This window comes from Microbulbifer maximicatervae (SeqCode), assembly GCF_052468155.1.
Window position 1 is genome coordinate 2,149,766 of record NZ_CP174335.1, and the last position, 18,896, is coordinate 2,168,661.

13 protein-coding genes and 1 pseudogene are annotated in these 18,896 nt (G+C 40.6%); all 14 read left to right on the top strand.

Translation table 11 applies throughout. From position 1 onward, the window contains the following. Positions 1-130: 130 nt before the first annotated feature. Complete coding sequence (locus ACJJIY_RS09260; RefSeq protein ID WP_444895093.1) at positions 131-511, top strand: hypothetical protein; 381 nt, start codon at positions 131-133, stop codon at positions 509-511. A gap of 35 nt (positions 512-546) precedes the next feature. Next, positions 547-1,500 (top strand): annotated as a pseudogene (locus tag ACJJIY_RS09265) (IS30 family transposase). A gap of 122 nt (positions 1,501-1,622) precedes the next feature. Then, positions 1,623-1,850, top strand: coding sequence for a hypothetical protein (locus ACJJIY_RS09270; protein ID WP_445359463.1), 228 nt, complete (start codon positions 1,623-1,625; stop codon positions 1,848-1,850). A gap of 1,219 nt (positions 1,851-3,069) precedes the next feature. Next, complete coding sequence (locus ACJJIY_RS09275; RefSeq protein WP_444895092.1) at positions 3,070-3,861, top strand: ABC transporter permease; 792 nt, start codon at positions 3,070-3,072, stop codon at positions 3,859-3,861. Next, positions 3,858-4,562, top strand: coding sequence for an ABC transporter ATP-binding protein (locus ACJJIY_RS09280; RefSeq protein ID WP_444895091.1), 705 nt, complete (start codon positions 3,858-3,860; stop codon positions 4,560-4,562). The genes ACJJIY_RS09275 and ACJJIY_RS09280 overlap by 4 nt, the downstream gene beginning before the upstream one ends. 2 nt (positions 4,563-4,564) lie before the next feature. Continuing rightward, positions 4,565-5,749, top strand: coding sequence for a KpsE/RkpR family capsule polysaccharide export protein (locus ACJJIY_RS09285; protein ID WP_445355015.1), 1,185 nt, complete (start codon positions 4,565-4,567; stop codon positions 5,747-5,749). Between the two features lie 65 nt (positions 5,750-5,814). Beyond that, positions 5,815-7,449: a polysaccharide biosynthesis/export family protein gene (locus tag ACJJIY_RS09290; protein WP_444895089.1), complete on the top strand. Its 1,635-nt coding sequence runs from the start codon at positions 5,815-5,817 to the stop codon at positions 7,447-7,449. 295 nt (positions 7,450-7,744) lie between these two features. After that, a complete protein-coding gene (gene rfbA, locus ACJJIY_RS09295; RefSeq protein ID WP_444895088.1) occupies positions 7,745-8,683 on the top strand; it encodes a glucose-1-phosphate thymidylyltransferase RfbA in 939 nt (312 codons plus the stop codon). A 147-nt stretch (positions 8,684-8,830) separates the two neighbouring features. Then, positions 8,831-9,379 carry a dTDP-4-dehydrorhamnose 3,5-epimerase gene (rfbC, locus tag ACJJIY_RS09300; protein ID WP_444898257.1) on the top strand — a complete coding sequence of 183 codons (549 nt, stop codon included), beginning with the start codon at positions 8,831-8,833 and terminating at the stop codon, positions 9,377-9,379. An 88-nt stretch (positions 9,380-9,467) separates the two neighbouring features. Then, positions 9,468-10,385, top strand: coding sequence for a dTDP-4-dehydrorhamnose reductase (rfbD, locus tag ACJJIY_RS09305; protein ID WP_444895087.1), 918 nt, complete (start codon positions 9,468-9,470; stop codon positions 10,383-10,385). A 63-nt stretch (positions 10,386-10,448) separates the two neighbouring features. Continuing rightward, positions 10,449-11,573 carry a dTDP-glucose 4,6-dehydratase gene (rfbB, locus tag ACJJIY_RS09310; RefSeq protein ID WP_444895086.1) on the top strand — a complete coding sequence of 375 codons (1,125 nt, stop codon included), beginning with the start codon at positions 10,449-10,451 and terminating at the stop codon, positions 11,571-11,573. Beyond that, positions 11,563-12,957, top strand: coding sequence for a mannose-1-phosphate guanylyltransferase/mannose-6-phosphate isomerase (locus tag ACJJIY_RS09315; RefSeq protein WP_444895085.1), 1,395 nt, complete (start codon positions 11,563-11,565; stop codon positions 12,955-12,957). Before rfbB ends, ACJJIY_RS09315 begins: the two co-directional genes overlap by 11 nt. 38 nt (positions 12,958-12,995) lie before the next feature. Beyond that, positions 12,996-17,210, top strand: a complete 4,215-nt coding sequence (locus ACJJIY_RS09320) for a glycosyltransferase (RefSeq protein WP_444895084.1) — start codon at positions 12,996-12,998, stop codon at positions 17,208-17,210. A gap of 274 nt (positions 17,211-17,484) precedes the next feature. Beyond that, positions 17,485-18,651: a nucleotide sugar dehydrogenase gene (locus ACJJIY_RS09325; protein WP_444895083.1), complete on the top strand. Its 1,167-nt coding sequence runs from the start codon at positions 17,485-17,487 to the stop codon at positions 18,649-18,651. Positions 18,652-18,896 lie beyond the last annotated feature (245 nt).

Consider the following 18,896-nt stretch of genomic DNA (forward strand, 5'->3'; position numbering starts at 1 on the left):
GGTCAAAATTTTTTACCTACTGTAAATAAAGGCTTTTTTACATAGCTTAAAGGTCTACTTCAGAAATAGTGGCCTCACGGATAGTGAGCCACTGGCTCTTTAATAAACTGTTAAATGTAATACCTGAATCATGATGCTAAACAACGTTTTTAAATTTATTGTTATTTCTTTCTTCATCTTATTTTTTGGTGTTTGCGAAAACGATAGCACTTCAAAAAGTATAGGTATGTCTGACATAGAAGCTCTTAACAAGGGATATCCTAAATTATTTGCTCTAGGTGATACCGAAGTATTTGTACATCGTCTGAAAGATAATGATTCAGAGGTTTTTGGGGCTCCTATTGTAGTTTTAAGCGCTATCGCTGAATTCAGCGACCCCATAGCGGAGGAATGCGATACCATCGCCCAGCCAGGAGGCGTAAAAGAGGAGCTTTATTATTTTTGGAACAAATGTAATGTAACTTGGTTTCGGATAATAAGTGCAATTGGTAAGGGAGGGCTCAGCTGGTAGAGTCGGCACCTCTCCCGACCAAGAGAAAGGCACTGATGAGCTACTACCAATTGAGCGAGAACGAACGATACCAGATTTACAGTTTAAAAAATCCGGACACTCTCAAAGAGCAATAGCAAAATTGTTAGAGAGGCACCCCGCAACGATCAGCCGAGAGCTACGACGCAATACAGGTTTGCGAGGATATCGCCCAGGGTAAGCGCATAAGCTTTCGGAGCTTAGACGCAGGCAAGCGTATAAGGCACAGAAGTGACTGATGGAGTGTGGCAACAAATAGTCATCCTACTCGGAAAGAATTAAGTCCTCAGCAGACTGCAAGCTATTTAAAGAGACATACAGGTGTATCGTTACATCATGAGACGATTTACCAACTCATTTATTTAGATCAGGCAAATGGTGGAGACTTATACAAGCATCTTAGGATTGCATCAAAGCCCTATCGTAAGCGCTACGGTAAGTATGATCGACGCGGAAAGATCAAAAACAGAGTGAGCATAGATGAACGACCAGCGGTTGTTGATCGGATAAATCGGATAGGTGACTGGGAAGGTGATACCGTTATAGGCAAGGGGCGTGGTGGAGCTTTGCTGACCATGGTTGAACGCAAGCGCTATTTACTGTTATTGTCAGATTAACAGGTAAACGATCAGGCTTATTGGCTGAAGCAGCGGTTAGTCACATGGTGAACTTCAAAGAAAAAATCAAAACAATTACCTTCGGTAATGGTCTTGAGTTTGCTGGTCATGAAACAATTGCAGAAGGCTTAGAAGCTCATATTTATTTTACTCACCCATATTCATCTTGGGAGAGAGGGATCAATGAAAATACTAACGGCCTCATTCCCAAAGGGTACCGATTTTAATAAGGTAACAGACGAGCAGGTTCAATTTGTAATGGATCGCCTGAATAGTAGACCAAGAGCGAGTCGAGGTGGAAGGTCACCGAATGAGTTATTTATAGGGCTGCAAGCTGATCTGCTTGCGGTATAAAAGGATTGCACTTAAGGAGCCTCTGAATAACTCCGCGATACCTCTGGCATGCATAGCGGTTCACAATCAAGGCGCGGCTTCGCAGGAATGTCTAGACCTTTCAAGAAGTCGCAACGCGGAGTGTGAATCGCTATGCAAGCCCCGAAGGGCGGGCCTTGAAGGCCACAGCTGCTGCGTTGCAGCTCTTGCAAAGGGCTACGGCCATTCGCGGCGAGCTGCGCCTAACATCTGCAACCTTCAAGACCCGCAGAGGCATTACGGAATTATTCAGAGGCTCCTTAATACCTGAAACCAAGCTATTTATATTTGGTCGTTTGTTGATAGTAAAAATTATTTCGTACGTTGCATGATTTGAGCGTTTGAGTTTTTCAGATTCTATGAGCGTAGTAGTTATAGAACTTAAATTTTAAGTCAGGAGATATATAAGAGACTCCCTCTAGCGCTGCCCTAAGTTTAAAATATTTTTGATATTTTTGGAAGCAGGCAAGAACCTGACTATTATTTTACAGACATGATAAATATCACTTATCTATTAGAAGGTAAATGTGTCCCTATAAGGCTTACCTTAGATTTTTAAGCAGGGCAATATGGGAGAGTTAACGGCATGACTGGTTTGGTGGATATTTAAAAATCATGGCAGGTAAAAGCTCGTTATTTCCGGCTTCTCCTGAAGCTTGATTATGAAAGATGACTTATATATGAAGGAATTGCAAATCTCCAGCGATGCTACTTCTTTAAAGTTAAGATGAATAGATTGTCGCACAGCCAACTTTTTATGGCAGAAATACCTCAGGCTGGTTGATGCTAACATGGTTAATGTCTTTATAGGTGGCTGGGAGAGGTGCTCTGGTTGTATTTTGATCAGCCGTTAAAAGCGTTAGATCGTGTTTTTGCAGGACAGAGCAGAATCCCAAGTCTGAGGGTAGTAGCTCCCACAGCAAAGCAAGGTTGTAGAGAATAAAACTTGCTCAGGGAGTAAATTTTTGTTTAGAATTCAGTAGGTTGCCCATTTTCCAATGGTTCCATTGTAGCTGAATTGCTACAAAAACTCTGTGGCCCACTTACATACACCATTAGATCAGGTGGCCAAAATCCGCTCAACGAGCGGATTTTTTCGTCATTAGCATGGAGGGTTTGGGTTAAGCGAGTCGCATTGCAGATTTTGGGTGCTAGTATAAGGGGCAGGCCTTAGCCTAGGGAATTACAACTTATGGATGGCCGCAGGAGCTTAAGGGTTGGTGCGCAGAGCTTTATCATTTGACGCCTGCCCGTTTTAGTAAAGAAGTGTTGAAGATTAGTTATGCGAGATGGCCGGCAATGTTAGCGTAATGGCGCGTGATTGCCTTAGTTGAGCGCTGCTATAAGATATTGCACTTATTCTTGTGAAGGGGTGATGTTGACAGTAATCTAATTTATTGTTAATGAAGGGTAAGCTTAACTTTTTAATATGAAGTGTTAGGGGTTGTACTTAAGAGCCACCTACAGGGTTACTTTTTCTATTCGATTATCCCAAACCTACCTTTGGTTCCGTTGCGAACTGGTTCACACTTTGCAAAATAGTAGATCTTTATGGAGTTTTTTACCCAACGCTCAACCTGGAAAATTCAACGAGATGTGATTTATGCGCTACTGGTGCGCGAGATGAAAACTCGTTTTGGCAAGTGGCGACTCGGGTATGCTTGGATGCTGCTGGAGCCATCACTCCATATCATAGTGTTGGTGGCCGTTTTCAGCTTTCTAAGAGATGAATTTTATCCTGGGGTGCCTACCCCGCTATTCATGCTTGCGGGAATTGCCCCTTTTCTTTTCTTTAATCACTGCGTGCAGAAGGGGTTAGCGGCAGTGAAATCAAATCGAGGGTTATTCAACTATCGGCAGCTGAGGCCGTTTGATGCAGTTCTAAGTCGTGTGTTGTTGGAGTTTGTTATTTATCTGGCAACTCTTGTCACACTCATGGCTGTATTTGCATGGGGTGGAGTGTCCACCCCGTTTAATAATTTTGTACTTTTCACGGCAATTAACCTGCTGTTTTTCTTTTTTTGTTTAGGTCTTAGCTTGGCGCTATGTGTTTTGGGTGAGCGGTTTCCAGAAGCGGCGAAGGTAATCCCTATGTTAATACGGCCTCTCTATTTTATGTCTGGGGTTTTCTTCTCCCTTGAACAGGTTCCAAAGGAATATCATGTTTACTTGGTGTGGAACCCTTTGTTGCATGTAATTGAGTTAAATCGTGAGGCGTTATTTAGTAACTTCAGTGGATACTCTGGAAGTCTGATGTACCTAGGAGTTACTTCTGTTTCGGTGCTATTTTTTGGTTTGCTTTGCTATCGGGCAAATTGGCGTGATTTAATGAGAAGTCAATGATTAGATTAGAGCGCTTAACTAAGTCGTACCGCACGCCTCATGGACGAAAAGTACTTTTTGAGAACGTGAATGCATCTTTCCCTGAAGGAAAGAACATAGGTATTCTTGGTCGAAATGGAGCCGGCAAGTCAACTTTACTACGCATAATGGGTGGTATTGATTATCCCGACTCGGGAAGGGTGCTTACCAATCAAAGGATCTCATGGCCGATGGGGTTGGCCGGTGGTTTTCAAGGAAGTATGACTGGCCGTGAAAATGTTGCTTTTGTTTGCGGCATACACGGTATCTGGGGAAGTGCACAGCGCAAAGTAATGGATAAGGTGCAAGACTTTGCTGAAATCGGAAATTATTTCGATGTCCCTGTAGGTAATTACTCATCCGGAATGCGTTCACGACTCGGGTTTGGCTTAAGCATCGCTATCGACTTCGATATTTACTTGGTTGATGAGGTGATGTCGGTTGGCGATGCACACTTCAAAAGAAAGTGCGAAGAGGTTATAGCCGAAAAAAGGAAGAATTCATCTTTTATTATTGTGGCACATGCTATGGCACTTCTTCGGAAGAATTGTGATGTAGGGATATATCTGGACCCGAATGGATTAAGGATTCTTGATACGGTTGATCAAGCTATTGAGTTGTATCAGGGGAAAAAACTAAGAGCTCCAGAAAAAACAACAGCCATTGAGATGCATAAGAGTTAATTATGGAAGTTAAAGACCAGCTAGTTGAAGCACAAGTGCAGAATCCATCAAGGAAAAAAGCTCTGATTGACGTGGTGAGCAAGGCTTCTAATTATTTTTCTAGGTTCAATGGATGGGCTTTGTTTGTATTTTTGCCTCTACTTTTACTTGTTGTGTACTATTTGTTCTGGGTTTCTGAGCGCTATGTTAGTAGAGCGCAGTTGATAGTGAAGGATAGTACATCGTCTCAGGCAACATCCCCCGCACTAGGTTTGCTAATTCCTGGCATGGGCGCTGATACTCAGGATGCTTTCTTAGTGGTCAACTATATCCACTCGTTAGATATGGCGCTGTACTTGGATAATAATTTAGGACTTTCAGAGTATTACAAAAGTACTCGTTACGATTTCTTTTCACGGCTGTCCTCTGATGCAACTCAGGAAGAGTACTTGGAATATTATCGTGAGCATATAGGCATTGGTCATGATGAGACCACAGGGATTATTACAATCGAAATACAGGCATTTGACCCGACTTTTGCAAAACTGTTAAGTGAGACTGTTATTCAAAAGTCCGAAGATTTTGTCAATGCAATTAGTAATCAATTGGCCGATAAACAAGTCGCTTTTGTGAAAAGTGAAGTTGATTTGGCTCAGGGAAAATTACGGACTACTAAGCAGCTAATTCTTGACTTTCAGAACAGCCATAAGGTGGTAAGTCCAGAGGAACTGACCAAGGGAATTAGTACTATTATCCAAGGTTTAGAATCACGACTAGCTGAGCAACGTGCCCAGCTTACGGCAGCAAAGACATACCTAAATGCAGATTCTTCACAAATTGTGTCTATGCAAGCGGATATAGATGCCCTTGAGAATCAGATAGAGCTAGAGAAGGTCCGTTTGGTGGGGATTGGGGAGGAGGAGGGAGAACAAAAACTTAATTCTCTTAGTGCTCATTTCCAAAATTTAGAACTCGATTTGCAGTTTGCTACTGATGCATATGCCACTTCTCTTAAGGCGTTAGAGGCCGCACGAATGGAGGCTTCAGGTAAGTTAAAGCATTTATTGGTTGTGACGAAGCCATCGTTAGCTGAGGAAGCTGAGTATCCACATAAACTCTACAATTTGACAAGCATCGCAATTATTTTGCTGATGCTATGCGGGATAGGAAAAATGCTGGTTGTTACTATCCGTGAACATAGGATGTAAAGCAGAGAGAACGTTGGGGGTTCCCTAAATTCATCGATAAATTTATTCGAAAAAGATTAGCACAAATGATTACAGGAAAAGTTAAGAAAATCGGATCTGGGTTTGCTCTACTTGCTTCGTTGGGATGCGGGCAAGCTATAGCATTGGAAACTCAATTAATCGACGAGCCCGCTTCTTTAGAGTCGCATCAAAATAATGTGCCAGTTTTTGGACAGACGCTGTTCAAGGGGGGATTTAAAGATCAGCCTTTTAGCGGTTTCAACCCTGATTATCGAATTACAATTGGTGATCAAATAAATTTACAGCTATGGGGAGCATATAGTTTCAGTGCCTCGCTTACTGTAGACCCTAAAGGAAATATATTTATTCCTGAGGTTGGCCCTGTTCATGTGGCTGGAGTAAAAAACGGAGAGTTAAACACTTTCGTTCTGCGTCATGTCAAGCGGGTATTTAAAAATAATGTTCAGGCTTACGCTAATCTTGAGGCCAGTCAGCCGGTAAAAGTATTTGTTACTGGGTATGTAGCTAGCCCCGGACTGTACAATGGTTTCAGCTCTGACTCGATCTTGTATTATCTTGATAGTGCAGGAGGGATTGATGCAAAAAGTGGTAGCTTTGTTGACATCAAAGTGTTGCGTCAAGGAGAACCGATAGAGTCAATCAATCTCTATAACTTTTTGGTCGAAGGGACTATGCCGGCACTTCAGTTGCGCAACGGAGATGTTATCGTGGTTGGAGCTAAAAGGGGAGCTGTAACTGTGGAGGGAGCGGTTCAGCGGGCTGCACAGATGGAGTTTATTGGGCCTTATACGCAGCTTGGCGAAATGCTTCTCATTAGTAAGCCAGACCCTCAGGCGAACTTTGCTCGAATCACACAGGCTATCGATGGTATTCAGCAGGCTAATTATCTCCCTCTTGATAAAGCCCTTACACAGCGTTTGTACCCAGGTGCAGAGGTTGAACTGGTTAGAGATAACGATGTAAAGTCCATTTCCATTCGTGTTTCGGGTGAATTAAATGGCCCTGCAACTTATATTTTACCTTACGGTGCAACGCTGGAAGTTCTGTTAGAGCAGCTTAGCTTCCGAGATAACGCAGATAGGGAATCTATCCAGTTATACCGAATGAGTGTGGCTGAAAGGCAGCGTGCAGCATTAGACCGTTCACTTGATGCGTTGCAAATGGAAGTTCTTACGCGTCAGCCTAATACCGACTTGGAAAAAACTGCACAGAAAGACAGTGCACTGATGATTCAAAACTTTATTGAGCAAGCGCGGAAGGCAGAACCTAAAGGCCAAGTGGTGATTGCTAATAATCCAAATGCAGCTCAAATGTTACTGGAGGATGGTGATGAGCTAGTCGTTCCATTGAAATCCTCGACTGTATCAATAGTGGGAGAAGTTATTTTCCCTACATCATTGGTTTACAATAAAAAGCACACTTTGGATGATTATATAGAGCTTGCAGGTGGCTTTGCCAATAACGCAAATGAGCAAGAATTAGTAATTTTACACTTAGATGGAACTATTAATCGCATTGAGGACCGTGATTTTGATAATCGCTTAGGAGATCGCCTGAGACCAGGTGATGAAATTATGGTAATGCCAAAGATCCAATCTAGCGAGCTACAAGTAACAAAAGACATCACAGAGATACTATATCGCATTGCGGTAGGCACAGCTGCGGTACTATCATTTTAACTGGTACATCTAATGTATTTTTCGTGTTCATATTGGCTTTTATTTTGCAGAGTTAATAAAGAATAGTAGTTTTACCGTATGTTCTTAAATGTAGTTTTATGGCTGTGATGAGCTGTAAGGCGCTTGTGATATCGTTTTTGGGGCATCTATGTAATCATCCACGCCTCAAAGGGCTCAATAGAGCTTTTGGGGTTCAGTGGTTGGATTCACCTTCATGGAAGTCTTAATGTCCAGGAACTTCTGAGACATATTAAATAAAGTCAATAGCGGAATGGAAAATTGGGGGTAAGGGGCGATGGTTGCTAAAGGGGCTTCTGAACGCAAGGGGATAATACTGGCCGGAGGGTCAGGAACTCGTTTGTATCCTTTGACAAAAGGGGTGAGCAAACAGTTAATGGCTGTTTATGATAAGCCGATGATATATTATCCTTTGACGACATTGATGTTGGCTGGTATTAGAGACATCCTAATCATTACGACACCAGAGGAGCAATCTTTATACCAGCGTCTGCTCGAGGATGGCGCACAATGGGGGATTAATATTTCTTATGCAGTGCAACCATCTCCCGATGGCCTAGCTCAAGCATTTTTGATTGGGCGCGAACATGTAGGTAATTACAACAGCGCCCTTGTACTAGGTGATAATATTTTTTATTCGCACAGCTTCAGTCAAATTTTGCAACAAGCTGATGCGAGAGAGACGGGAGCTACAGTATTTGGTTATCGTGTGGCAGACCCGCGAGCATATGGTGTTGTTGAGTTCGATGATGATGGTAGGGCTATTAGTTTAGAGGAAAAACCCGAAAAGCCTAAGTCTAATCACGCTGTCACTGGCCTTTATTTTTATGATAATCAAGTTTGTGACATCGCTCGAGAAGTGAAGCCGAGTGCGCGTGGTGAATTGGAAATCACAGATATTAATAAAGTATATCTTACCCAAAATCAATTAGACGTGGAACGTCTTGGACGCGGCAGTGCTTGGTTGGATACTGGTACGCACGATAATTTGTTAGATGCGGCTCACTTTGTTCAAACAATCGAACGTCGCCAGGGGCAAAAAATAGCCTGCCCAGAAGAAGTTGCATATCGTAAAGGGTTTATCACTGCAGAAGAGCTAGAAGCGCAAGTTCAACCTTTAATGAAAAGTGGCTATGGGAAATATTTGATGCAAATTTTAGTTGAGAATGGTGAAACCTCTTCTCTCAATACACGACGCTACGCCTCTGGTTTATAAAAGTCCAAACGGGCTAAAATTGAGCTTTTTCTAGAGTTATTACTTAGATGTCGTTCAGGGACGAACGACTCTGCCTCTATCCTCCTCATTAGAGCTGCAGTAGCTAGATTGCTTCTCTGCGCGATGACAGCTAAATTCTCAATTAGTATGAATATCATTGATACAAAAATCTCCGACGTTAAAATTGTAGAACCAAAAGTGTTTGGTGATGAACGTGGCTTTTTCTACGAGTCATTTCGTGATGATATCTTTAATAGTAAGTGTGAACATCGTACGTTTGTTCAAGATAATCACAGTAAGTCTTCTCAAGGAATTTTGCGAGGCTTACATTACCAGACAGAGAGAACTCAAGGTAAGTTAGTTAGGGTAGTGCATGGCGAAGTTTATGACGTTGCAGTAGATTTACGAAGAAGCTCTCCAACTTTTGGACAATGGGTTGGTGTCTACCTGTCAGCTGAGAACAAGCGCCAGCTGTGGGTTCCTGAAGGATTTGCTCATGGCTTCTATGTAACAAGTGAAAATGCTGAATTTATATACAAGTGCACAGATTATTATGCTCCAGAATACGAGCAGTCGCTCCTGTGGAATGATCAAGATCTGAATATTGACTGGCCACTTATTGAAGGTATACAGCCTCAGCTTTCGGAAAAAGATCGCTGCGGTAGTTCTTTTGTGGATGCGGTTCATTTCGAATAGAGAGTATACGCTGGTTTCACTAACTCCGAGATTAGCTTCTCTTTAAAGATTAACCTTCCTATTTTGCTAAAACTTGGCGGCGCGATAGATGCGTCGTCAAACTATTCTTGGTCTGTATAAAATGGCAACTTTTAAAATCTTAATAACGGGTAAAAACGGTCAACTTGGACGTGAGCTTCAAAAGCTATGTCCTGTCGATATTGAGATGGTCGCGATGGGACGCGAAGAGCTGGATATCTCCAATAAACAAGTTGTCCAGGCCGTGATCGGAGAAGTTAAGCCCGATGTAATCATAAATACTGCTGCCTATACCGCTGTTGATAAGGCAGAGCAGGAAGAAAATGTCGTTTTTGCAATCAATAAGCAGGGTAGCGAAAATCTAGCAGAGGTATGTAACAGTCTAAATATTCGCCTCATTCACGTCTCAACAGATTTCGTGTTTGATGGTGAGAAGTCAGCTCCATATCTAACATCCGATAAAGTTAATCCTGTCGGGGTATATGGCTCTAGTAAAGCTGAAGCAGAAACTGCCGTTTTAAGAATCCTTCCGGAAGCGATAATTGTACGTACCGCGTGGGTTTACGCATCCCACGGGAATAATTTTATGAATACTATGCTTAGGTTGATGGCGGATAGAGATCAACTTAGTGTCGTTGCAGATCAGGTTGGCACACCAACCTGGACAGGAACCTTAGCGGAGATCTTAATCATACTTGCTCAAAAACCTAGTGTGAGTGGTATATACCATTGTACCGACCTCGGGGTAGCCAGTTGGTATGACTTTGCGGTAGCTATTTATGAAGAAGGTAAGATCTTAGGTGTACTTTCGCAGGATAAACAATTAGACCTTAAAGCAATAGCTACACATGAATATCCTACTCCTGCGAAGAGACCATCTTATAGTGTATTAGATAAAACTCGATTGATTACCGAATTAGATATTAAGCCTAGGCATTGGCGTGAGTCACTTAGACTGGCTCTATCTGAAAAGAAACAACAACATTAATTGTCTAATTGCCTATTAGGTATTGGGGCTTTTTTAAAAATTGTGACTGATAGCGATCTTGATATGAAAAAATTACTGGTTACCGGTGGCGCTGGATTTATTGGTGCTAATTTTGTCCATTACTGGATAAAAAATTACCCACAGGATACAGTGATAGTCTTAGATGCACTCACATACGCAGGAAACCTTGCAAATTTAGATCTAGTTAAGGATCACCCTAATTATAAGTTTTACCAAGGTGACATATGCGATAGAGCGCTGGTAGAAACTCTACTCCGTGAACACCGAATTGATACCTTAGTGCACTTTGCGGCTGAAAGTCATGTGGATCGATCAATTAGCGGGCCAGATGCATTTATTCAGACGAATATTATTGGAACTTATAGCTTATTAAAGGCAGCTAAAACAGTGTGGCTTGATGAGGGGATCAATAGAGAAACCCATCGTTTTCATCACGTATCAACGGATGAAGTATATGGAACTCTTGAAGCAGAAGACCCTGCTTTTAGTGAGAATACGCCATACGCACCAAATAGTCCCTATTCTGCAAGTAAAGCAGCTTCTGATCACCTAGTGCGTGCTTATCACCACACTTATGGATTACAGGTGACAACAAGTAATTGCTCAAATAACTATGGGCCATATCATTTCCCTGAAAAATTAATACCGCTTGTAATAACAAATATTCTACATAATAAGCCTTTGCCTATTTATGGAAATGGGCAGCAGATTCGGGATTGGCTCTACGTTGAAGATCACGCAAGAGGTATCGACTTGGTTATTAATAAGGGGCGGCTGGGTGAATGTTATAACTTAGGTGGAATTAATGAGTGGACCAACATTGATATCGTTAGATTGATATGTGCATTAATGAATGATGAGTTTAGTGAAAACCCATTACTTGAAAATAGATATCCTCATGCAAAAGCTGCGATCGCAGGAGTATCTCACGAGTTAATTACCTTTGTGAAAGACCGGCCTGGTCATGATCGCCGTTATGCGATAGATCCTAAGAAATCAAATGATGAAATCGGTTATTGTCCGCATGAAAGCTTTCAAAAAGGTATTAGAAAAACCTTGCGGTGGTATCTGGAAAATAACGATTGGTGGACCTCTATTATGGATGGAAGTTATATGAATAGTGTTACAGCTCAATATGGAGAGGGGGTAGCGAATCATGAAAATTAAACCAGTAATTATGGCGGGTGGTTCAGGAAGTCGTTTGTGGCCTGCTTCCCGCGAACTAATGCCGAAACAATTCCTAAAATTGATGGGTAGCGATTCCATGTTGATTGAAACAATCAATAGGATAGAGGTGATATCGTCTCTGGCACCAATGGTTGTGTGTAATGAAGAGCATAGGTTTATTGCCGCAGAGGAATTGCGGCAAGTTGGATCCGAAGGAGCAACAATAATTTTAGAACCTTTGGGCCGAAATACCGCTCCAGCGATAGCTCTGGCAGCTATGGCGGCAGACCCAGAGGAGATTCTCTTGGTTTTAGCTGCTGACCATGTAATTCAGGATAAAGCCGCTTTTCATGCAGCCGTGGAGGAAGCTAAATCACATGCTGAACTAGGCAAGCTAGTGACTTTCGGAGTTGTACCACGAAACCCGCATACCGGATACGGCTATATTCGAGCTGAAACTATTCACAAAGCATCTCCGGTGGCTGAATTTGTAGAAAAGCCAGATGTAGATACAGCAAAACGATACCTAGAAAGTGGTGAGTATTTCTGGAATAGCGGCATGTTTATGTTTAAAGCGAGTGCGTATCTAGAAGAACTTAAGGTTCATTGCCCTGACATATTTGAGAGCTGCAAGGCAGCAATGGATGAAGCTGAATCAGATTTGAATTTCCTACGCCCTCATGCTGAGAAGTTTAAATCTTCGCCTGATGTTTCAGTCGATTATGCTGTTATGGAAAAAACTACTGAAGCTATGGTGATTCCCCTCGATGCACAATGGAGTGATGTCGGATGTTGGAGTAGCTTGTGGGAAATATCTGAAAAGGACTTGAATGGCAATGTCACTCGAGGTGATGTCCTACTTCAGGATGTGGAAAATTGCTATATTAATGCTGATGGAAAGTTGGTCGCGGCAATAGGCTTGCAAAATATCGTAGTTATTGAAACTAAGGATGCGCTTCTTGTTGCCGATAAAAATAAAATTCAAGAAGTGAAGCAGGTCGTCAATAAACTTAAAGATGAAGGGCGGAGTGAATTCAAACATGGAAGAGAGGTGTATCGCCCTTGGGGACATTATGATTCGATAGATTTTGGTGCACGAGATCAGGTAAAGAGAATTACAGTTAAGCCAGGCGCAAAGCTATCTGTTCAGATGCATCACCATCGTGCCGAACACTGGATAGTCGTATCGGGTACCGCTAAAGTTACTATAGGTGAAAAGACTCGTTTGGTTTCTGAGAATGAGTCGACTTACATTCCTATTGGTGAAATACATGCATTGGAGAACCCGGGGAAAATTCAGTTAGAGATGATTGAAGTTCAAACAGGTTCCTACCTAGGAGAAGATGATATTGTTCGTTTTCAAGATAGATACGGACGAGCATAATTTATAATTGTAAGCACTTGAAAAGTATAGTTGAATCAATGAAAAACCTTATTATATGTCCGGATTACAGGGCTACGAATCCATATTTGGAAGAAATGTATGCAGAGCTCGAAGGGGAATATAATATTCAGTATATTGCGTACAATGAATTAGATGCTTCACTAGTGAATAGTGATGTTTTTCATCTTCACTGGACCTCTGGAGTGTTGGCCGGTGCAAAAACTATTTATGAGGCAAAGTTTTTAAAGAACGCATTTATAGGAAAGATTAGGCGATACATACTTAAAGGCGGTAAGTTTTTTTGGACTGTTCATAATAAATTATCTCACGATAGTAATTTTATTGAAATTGAAAAAGAGCTTAATGAAGAGTTAACGGACTTAGCACACCAGGTTTTCGTTCATAATGAATTGGCCAAAGATGTTCTATCTGCGGATTATTTTATGAACAGAAAAAAAATATCTATTTCTGAACATGGAAATTATATAGGTGTTTATCCGAATACAATTTCTAGGGCAGCTGCTCGAAAAAAGCTTGGAATTAAAGATTCTGAAACTGTATTTCTATTTCTTGGGCAGGTGCGTCCGTATAAAGGAATTACAGATTTAGTCGTTTCATTTTCAGAGATTAGGAAAGTAGATAAAAATTCAAAACTTATCATAGCAGGGAAGCCTGTCCACCCAATTAAGCCTGGAGAAATTAGCGAGCTCTACGGAAAGGTTGATGGGATTGAGATATATGAAGGGATGGTTGAAGATGAGTCATTGGAACTGTATTTTAATGCGGCAGATTTTGCTGTTTTCCCCTATCGAAATATTTTGACATCAGGATCGGTATTAAATGCCTTTTCTTTTTCTATTCCTGTAATTGCGCCCGCCGATGGTGTATTACCAGAAATTATTAAAGATGGTGAAAATGGTTTTGTTTATGAAAAAGGTAGTATTTCTGGGTTGATTTCTGCAATGCAAAAATCACTGGAGGTCTCGCTTTTAGATAGAGCGTTGATGAAGCAGCGAGCAAAAGAATACGCGGAGAATATTTCTTGGAGCAATGGAGCAAATTCTATAAAATTTGCATACCAGTCTTCTAGCGCTCCCTTTAAACATCTGGGCGACGGGGCAAGACTAATTCATCAGCCAACAGATACCGTCAGCAGTCCAACACTTACAGTTATAATATTAAATTACAACTGTGAAAAAGACGTCCTGAAGGTAGTTCAAAGTATACGGAGCCAATCCATTGACTTTGAATATCAAATTATCATTGTTGATAATAAATCAACAAATATCAACGATAACTTATTGACACACTATTTTAGCGATTGCCATGTGATTAGATTGAATACTAATGCTGGTTACGCTAGAGGTAATAATGTCGGGGTTCGGTACGCAATTGACACCTTAAAATCAGAGTATGTACTGATTTCAAACCCGGATATTGAGTATCTCCCAAACTCTATCAGTTCCCTGATAAATTATAAGAAAAATATCGAGTCAGACATCGTGTCTCCAGCTATTTTAAGGGATGATACTAGTCAAATTTGGAGTGCTGGTGGAGTAGTTTCATTTGATGAAGGTGTTAATGTCGATCATCATTATTCCGGCGATCATTTTAGTTCATTGCCAAGTGAGCCGTATGAGGTCGAGTATGCAGCAGGAGCATGCCTACTTTTTAATGGCTCGTTGATCGATGATATCGGGTACATACCTGAGGATTACTTCCTATATTACGAGGAAACAGATTGGTGCCTGGAGGCAAGGCGTAAAGATAAAAAGATAGTTATTTGTCCTTCAGTATTGATAAGGCATCATAAGAATTCTGAGCCTAAAGGTAAGCCTCCAAAGGAATACTATCTTTACTATTATATTCGGAATACTTTTAATTTCTATGGTAAGTTTGGGGTGGGAGACTTTGAAATGCTGGAGAAAAATCTATTAGAAAGATTCATTAATCCATGGAAAGAGAGAATAAAGAAAAGCTTCCCTGAAACTAGTGACAAGCTGAATAGTTTGATGGATCGAGCTGTTTTAGATGGGAAAGCAGGCATTTCAGGAAAAACCCTCGAGTCTGAAGATGACGTACAAACTGATCATTTAAAAATACGTCTTGATTCAGTAACAAATGATGGAATTGTGCATGGTTGGGCTATAAATTCGTTAAATCCCGAATTAAAATTAAATCTTGATGTGTTTGTTGATGAATTTTATGTTGGTAATGTAACTTGTGATGAGTTTAGAGAGGATCTTGTAAAAGCGGGAGTTAGCGGTGACGGCCATCACGGATATACCTTTAAGATTCCAAAAACTTACATTAATGGAAAAAAGGCAGTTGTAAGTATTCGATGGAGAGAAGTTGACGCAATAAATTCCCCGTCTACTATTCAGTTTGATAGTTTTAGCGCTTCTTATAAAGGGCGCATTGATGGTATTTCAGGTGGATCTCTTTGTGGATGGCTTATAGATGAAACAAACCTATTTGATAAAATAAAATTTAAGCTGTTTTCTGATGGAAGATTTTTAGGGGTGTATTCCGCGGATAACTATCGTGAAGATTTAGAAAAAGCCTTTAAGTTCGACGGGTGTCACTCATTACAAGTCAAATTACCGATGTTTGTACTTGATGGTAATGCCCATAATATAAAAGTTGAAGCTATCGATCCTGATGGTAAAACGATTTATTTATGTGAGCGTGATGTTTCATTTTCACTTCGAGAACCTAAAACACCTGAAAAAATTAATGTTTTTCAGGATGTTAACAAATGGCTCTATGTCCATCGTTCGGTTTATGTTCAAGACAAAAACTACCAGGCAGTAAAGAAGTACTTTGAAAGTTTAAAGCAAGGGCTATCTTATGATGCTAATAGATACTTTGACCGGTTAAGTGAGAAACCGCTTGTTAGCATCATAATGCCAGTTTTTAATCGAGAAAATGTAGTTCTGGATGCAGTTAGCTCCATACTAGATCAAGTTTATCAAGAATGGGAACTGATCATTGTTGATGACGGGAGTAACGACCGCTCTGTAGAAGTGATTAAATCATCAACGAATGATCACCGTATTTCTATTTATACGCTACCAGAAAATATGGGCGTTTCTTCAGCAAGAAACGTAGGCCTCGAGAAAGCTAGGGGAGACTTTATAGCTTACTTAGATTCTGACAATACCTGGGATAAAAATTATCTTTCTATTATGGCATTTGAGCTGGAAAAAAATCAAAGCAGAGAATGTGCTTATGCGGGCCAGCTAATTCATCAAACTTGCAATCTCACCAGTGGCGAAAGCTTGGTGGAAGAGTCGTTTCTACGTGCAGGGCCCTTTAATCAGGCGCTAGTTAAGAATAGAAACTTTATAGATTTAAATGCCTTTATGCATCGACGATCAAAGTATCAGTCTTTAGGTGGCTTCAACGAAAGAATGAGGCGCTTGGTTGATTGGGAGTTGATTGTGAGGTATACAAACGAAAATAGGCCACTTTACGTACCTGCCTTGCTTTCAAACTACTATATGGATTTGGCTGAAAACCAGATAACGAAGCTGGAAAATTATTCGGATTCGTTAATCGAATATAAGAGTTCAATTTCAGGTCCTGATAAGGGCTCTCCGGATGCGAGCACTGCTTCCGAAAGCATTCTGTTCTTGATTACCGAATGCGAGGATCCTGAAAAGCTTGATATCACATTAGCAGCAATTATTGCATCGGCAAATTTCTGTAATTTTTCAGGAAGTATTGGAGTTGTCATGGCATCTCCAAGCTCTGAAGCCAAGGCCAAATACTCCAATTTTATTGATTTCTTTCCTTCTCACCTAGAATTTCCGTATGAAATAGGCAAATACTATGTTTGCCTTTTAAAGAGTGGAAATCAGTTACATCCAAGTTTTTTTAAAGGAATCTCAGATTCTTTACTTACTCTGGGCTCTCATTGTTATGTGATTTCTAAGCTCTCAAAATATGATAAGAATGTCAGGGTGGCCCAGCCATATGCTATGGATTCTGGATTCGTCGATAATACAGTTTCAAGTGACAATTGGCCGAATCTTAAGTACAGTAATTTGTCAAGCCTAAATTCCCAGTTCGTAGCATTGAGTCAGATTGATGAACTAAACTTTGAAGGTATATTAGTAAGTAGTAGTTTGCTCGAACGCATTGACGTTCAGGATAATTTTGAGGGACTTGTATCCGACATTAATACATTATCTCATATGGAGTTACTAACTATTAACGTCCATGATAAATGCAAAGTTATTCAAGTTTAATTGTAAGGACGTGACTGGTTAATGAAAAGTCTAGGGAATGAGGTATTTTATAGTGTCTACTTTAGAAACTTCAGATGCGAATTAATTTACCTTTTCAATTTGCATTTCTGGTCACGTAGTTGCAGTGGTAATTGTTATAAATCGTGTGGTAAAATAGCATGACATTTTATATATTCGTATGACGTGGAAGGCAAAACTATTGTAAATAGTTTTGCCTTTAATTTGTCTATTTTCGAGTTGATATAAATTGTTTAAAGAAGTCCGGTAAGTAGATATGAAAATTGCGGTAGTTGGCACAGGTTACGTAGGGCTCTCTAATGCGGTCTTGCTTGCGCAACATAATGAAGTTCTTTGTGTTGATGTAAATGCGAGCAGAGTGGATCTTATCAATGATAAAGTTTCACCTATAGTTGATCGAGAGATAGAAAAATATCTAGCTGAAATTCCTCTAAATCTAAGGGCGACTTTGGATAAGGAGTTAGCCTACAAACATGCGGAGTTCGTAGTTGTCGCGACACCTACTGACTATGACCCTGAGTCAAATTATTTCGACACCACGTCGGTTGAGTCAGTTGTAAGAGATGTACTAACAATTAACCCTACAGCTTCAATAGTAATTAAATCTACAGTTCCTGTAGGTTTTACAAACAAATTAAGGATACAGCTCGACTGCAATAACATTATTTTTTCACCTGAATTCTTGAGAGAAGGGAAAGCTCTCTATGATAACTTGTACCCGTCGCGTATTATCATTGGAGAGCAATCTGATAGGGCTCAACAATTTGCTGACCTGCTTTGTCAGGGGGCTGAAAAAGAGGATATTTCCGTTTGCTTATGTGATTCAGCTGAAGCGGAAGCAATTAAACTGTTTTCTAATACCTATCTAGCTATGCGGGTTGCATACTTTAATGAATTAGATACATATGCGGAAACACACGGCTTAAGCTCACGTCAAATAATTAAAGGCGTCGGATTAGATCCGCGAATCGGAAATCATTATAATAACCCTTCTTTCGGTTATGGTGGCTACTGCCTACCAAAAGACACAAAACAGCTACTGGCTAACTATCAGGACGTACCCAATAATATTATTTCTGCAATTGTTGATGCAAATACAACCCGAAAGGACTTCATTGCGTCGTCCGTTTTGAAACGCAATCCTCAGGTGGTTGGAATTTATCGACTTATAATGAAATCGGGGTCCGATAATTTTCGTTCTTCATCTATTCAGGGAGTAATGAAACGTATCAAAGCAAAGGGTGTAGAAGTAGTAGTGTATGAACCCACGCTTGCCGAATCCGAATTTTTTCACTCACGTGTAATTAGTGATTTGAGTGAGTTTAAGGCAATCTCTGATGTGGTAGTGGCAAATCGGTTAGTCGATGAGATCTCTGATATTTCTGAAAAAGTTTATACAAGAGATATTTTTGGGAGTGACTAACCTGTCAAAAGGTGGCTAGATTGAGTCTATATGCAGGATTGGCATGCCTTTTCTGCATAAAAATGCTTCTAGCACATTTGTTGTGCCAATTACGTCATAGTTTTTAACTATAGTTGAATGTTATCATTTAAGTTATACTTTCGTACAACTTACTTACGGTGTGAGGGCTGCTCGAAGAGCGATTCAACGATTATTCTGATCTAAGAGCTTCGAGATACTTTCTAGTTTGTGAAAATTCATCGAAA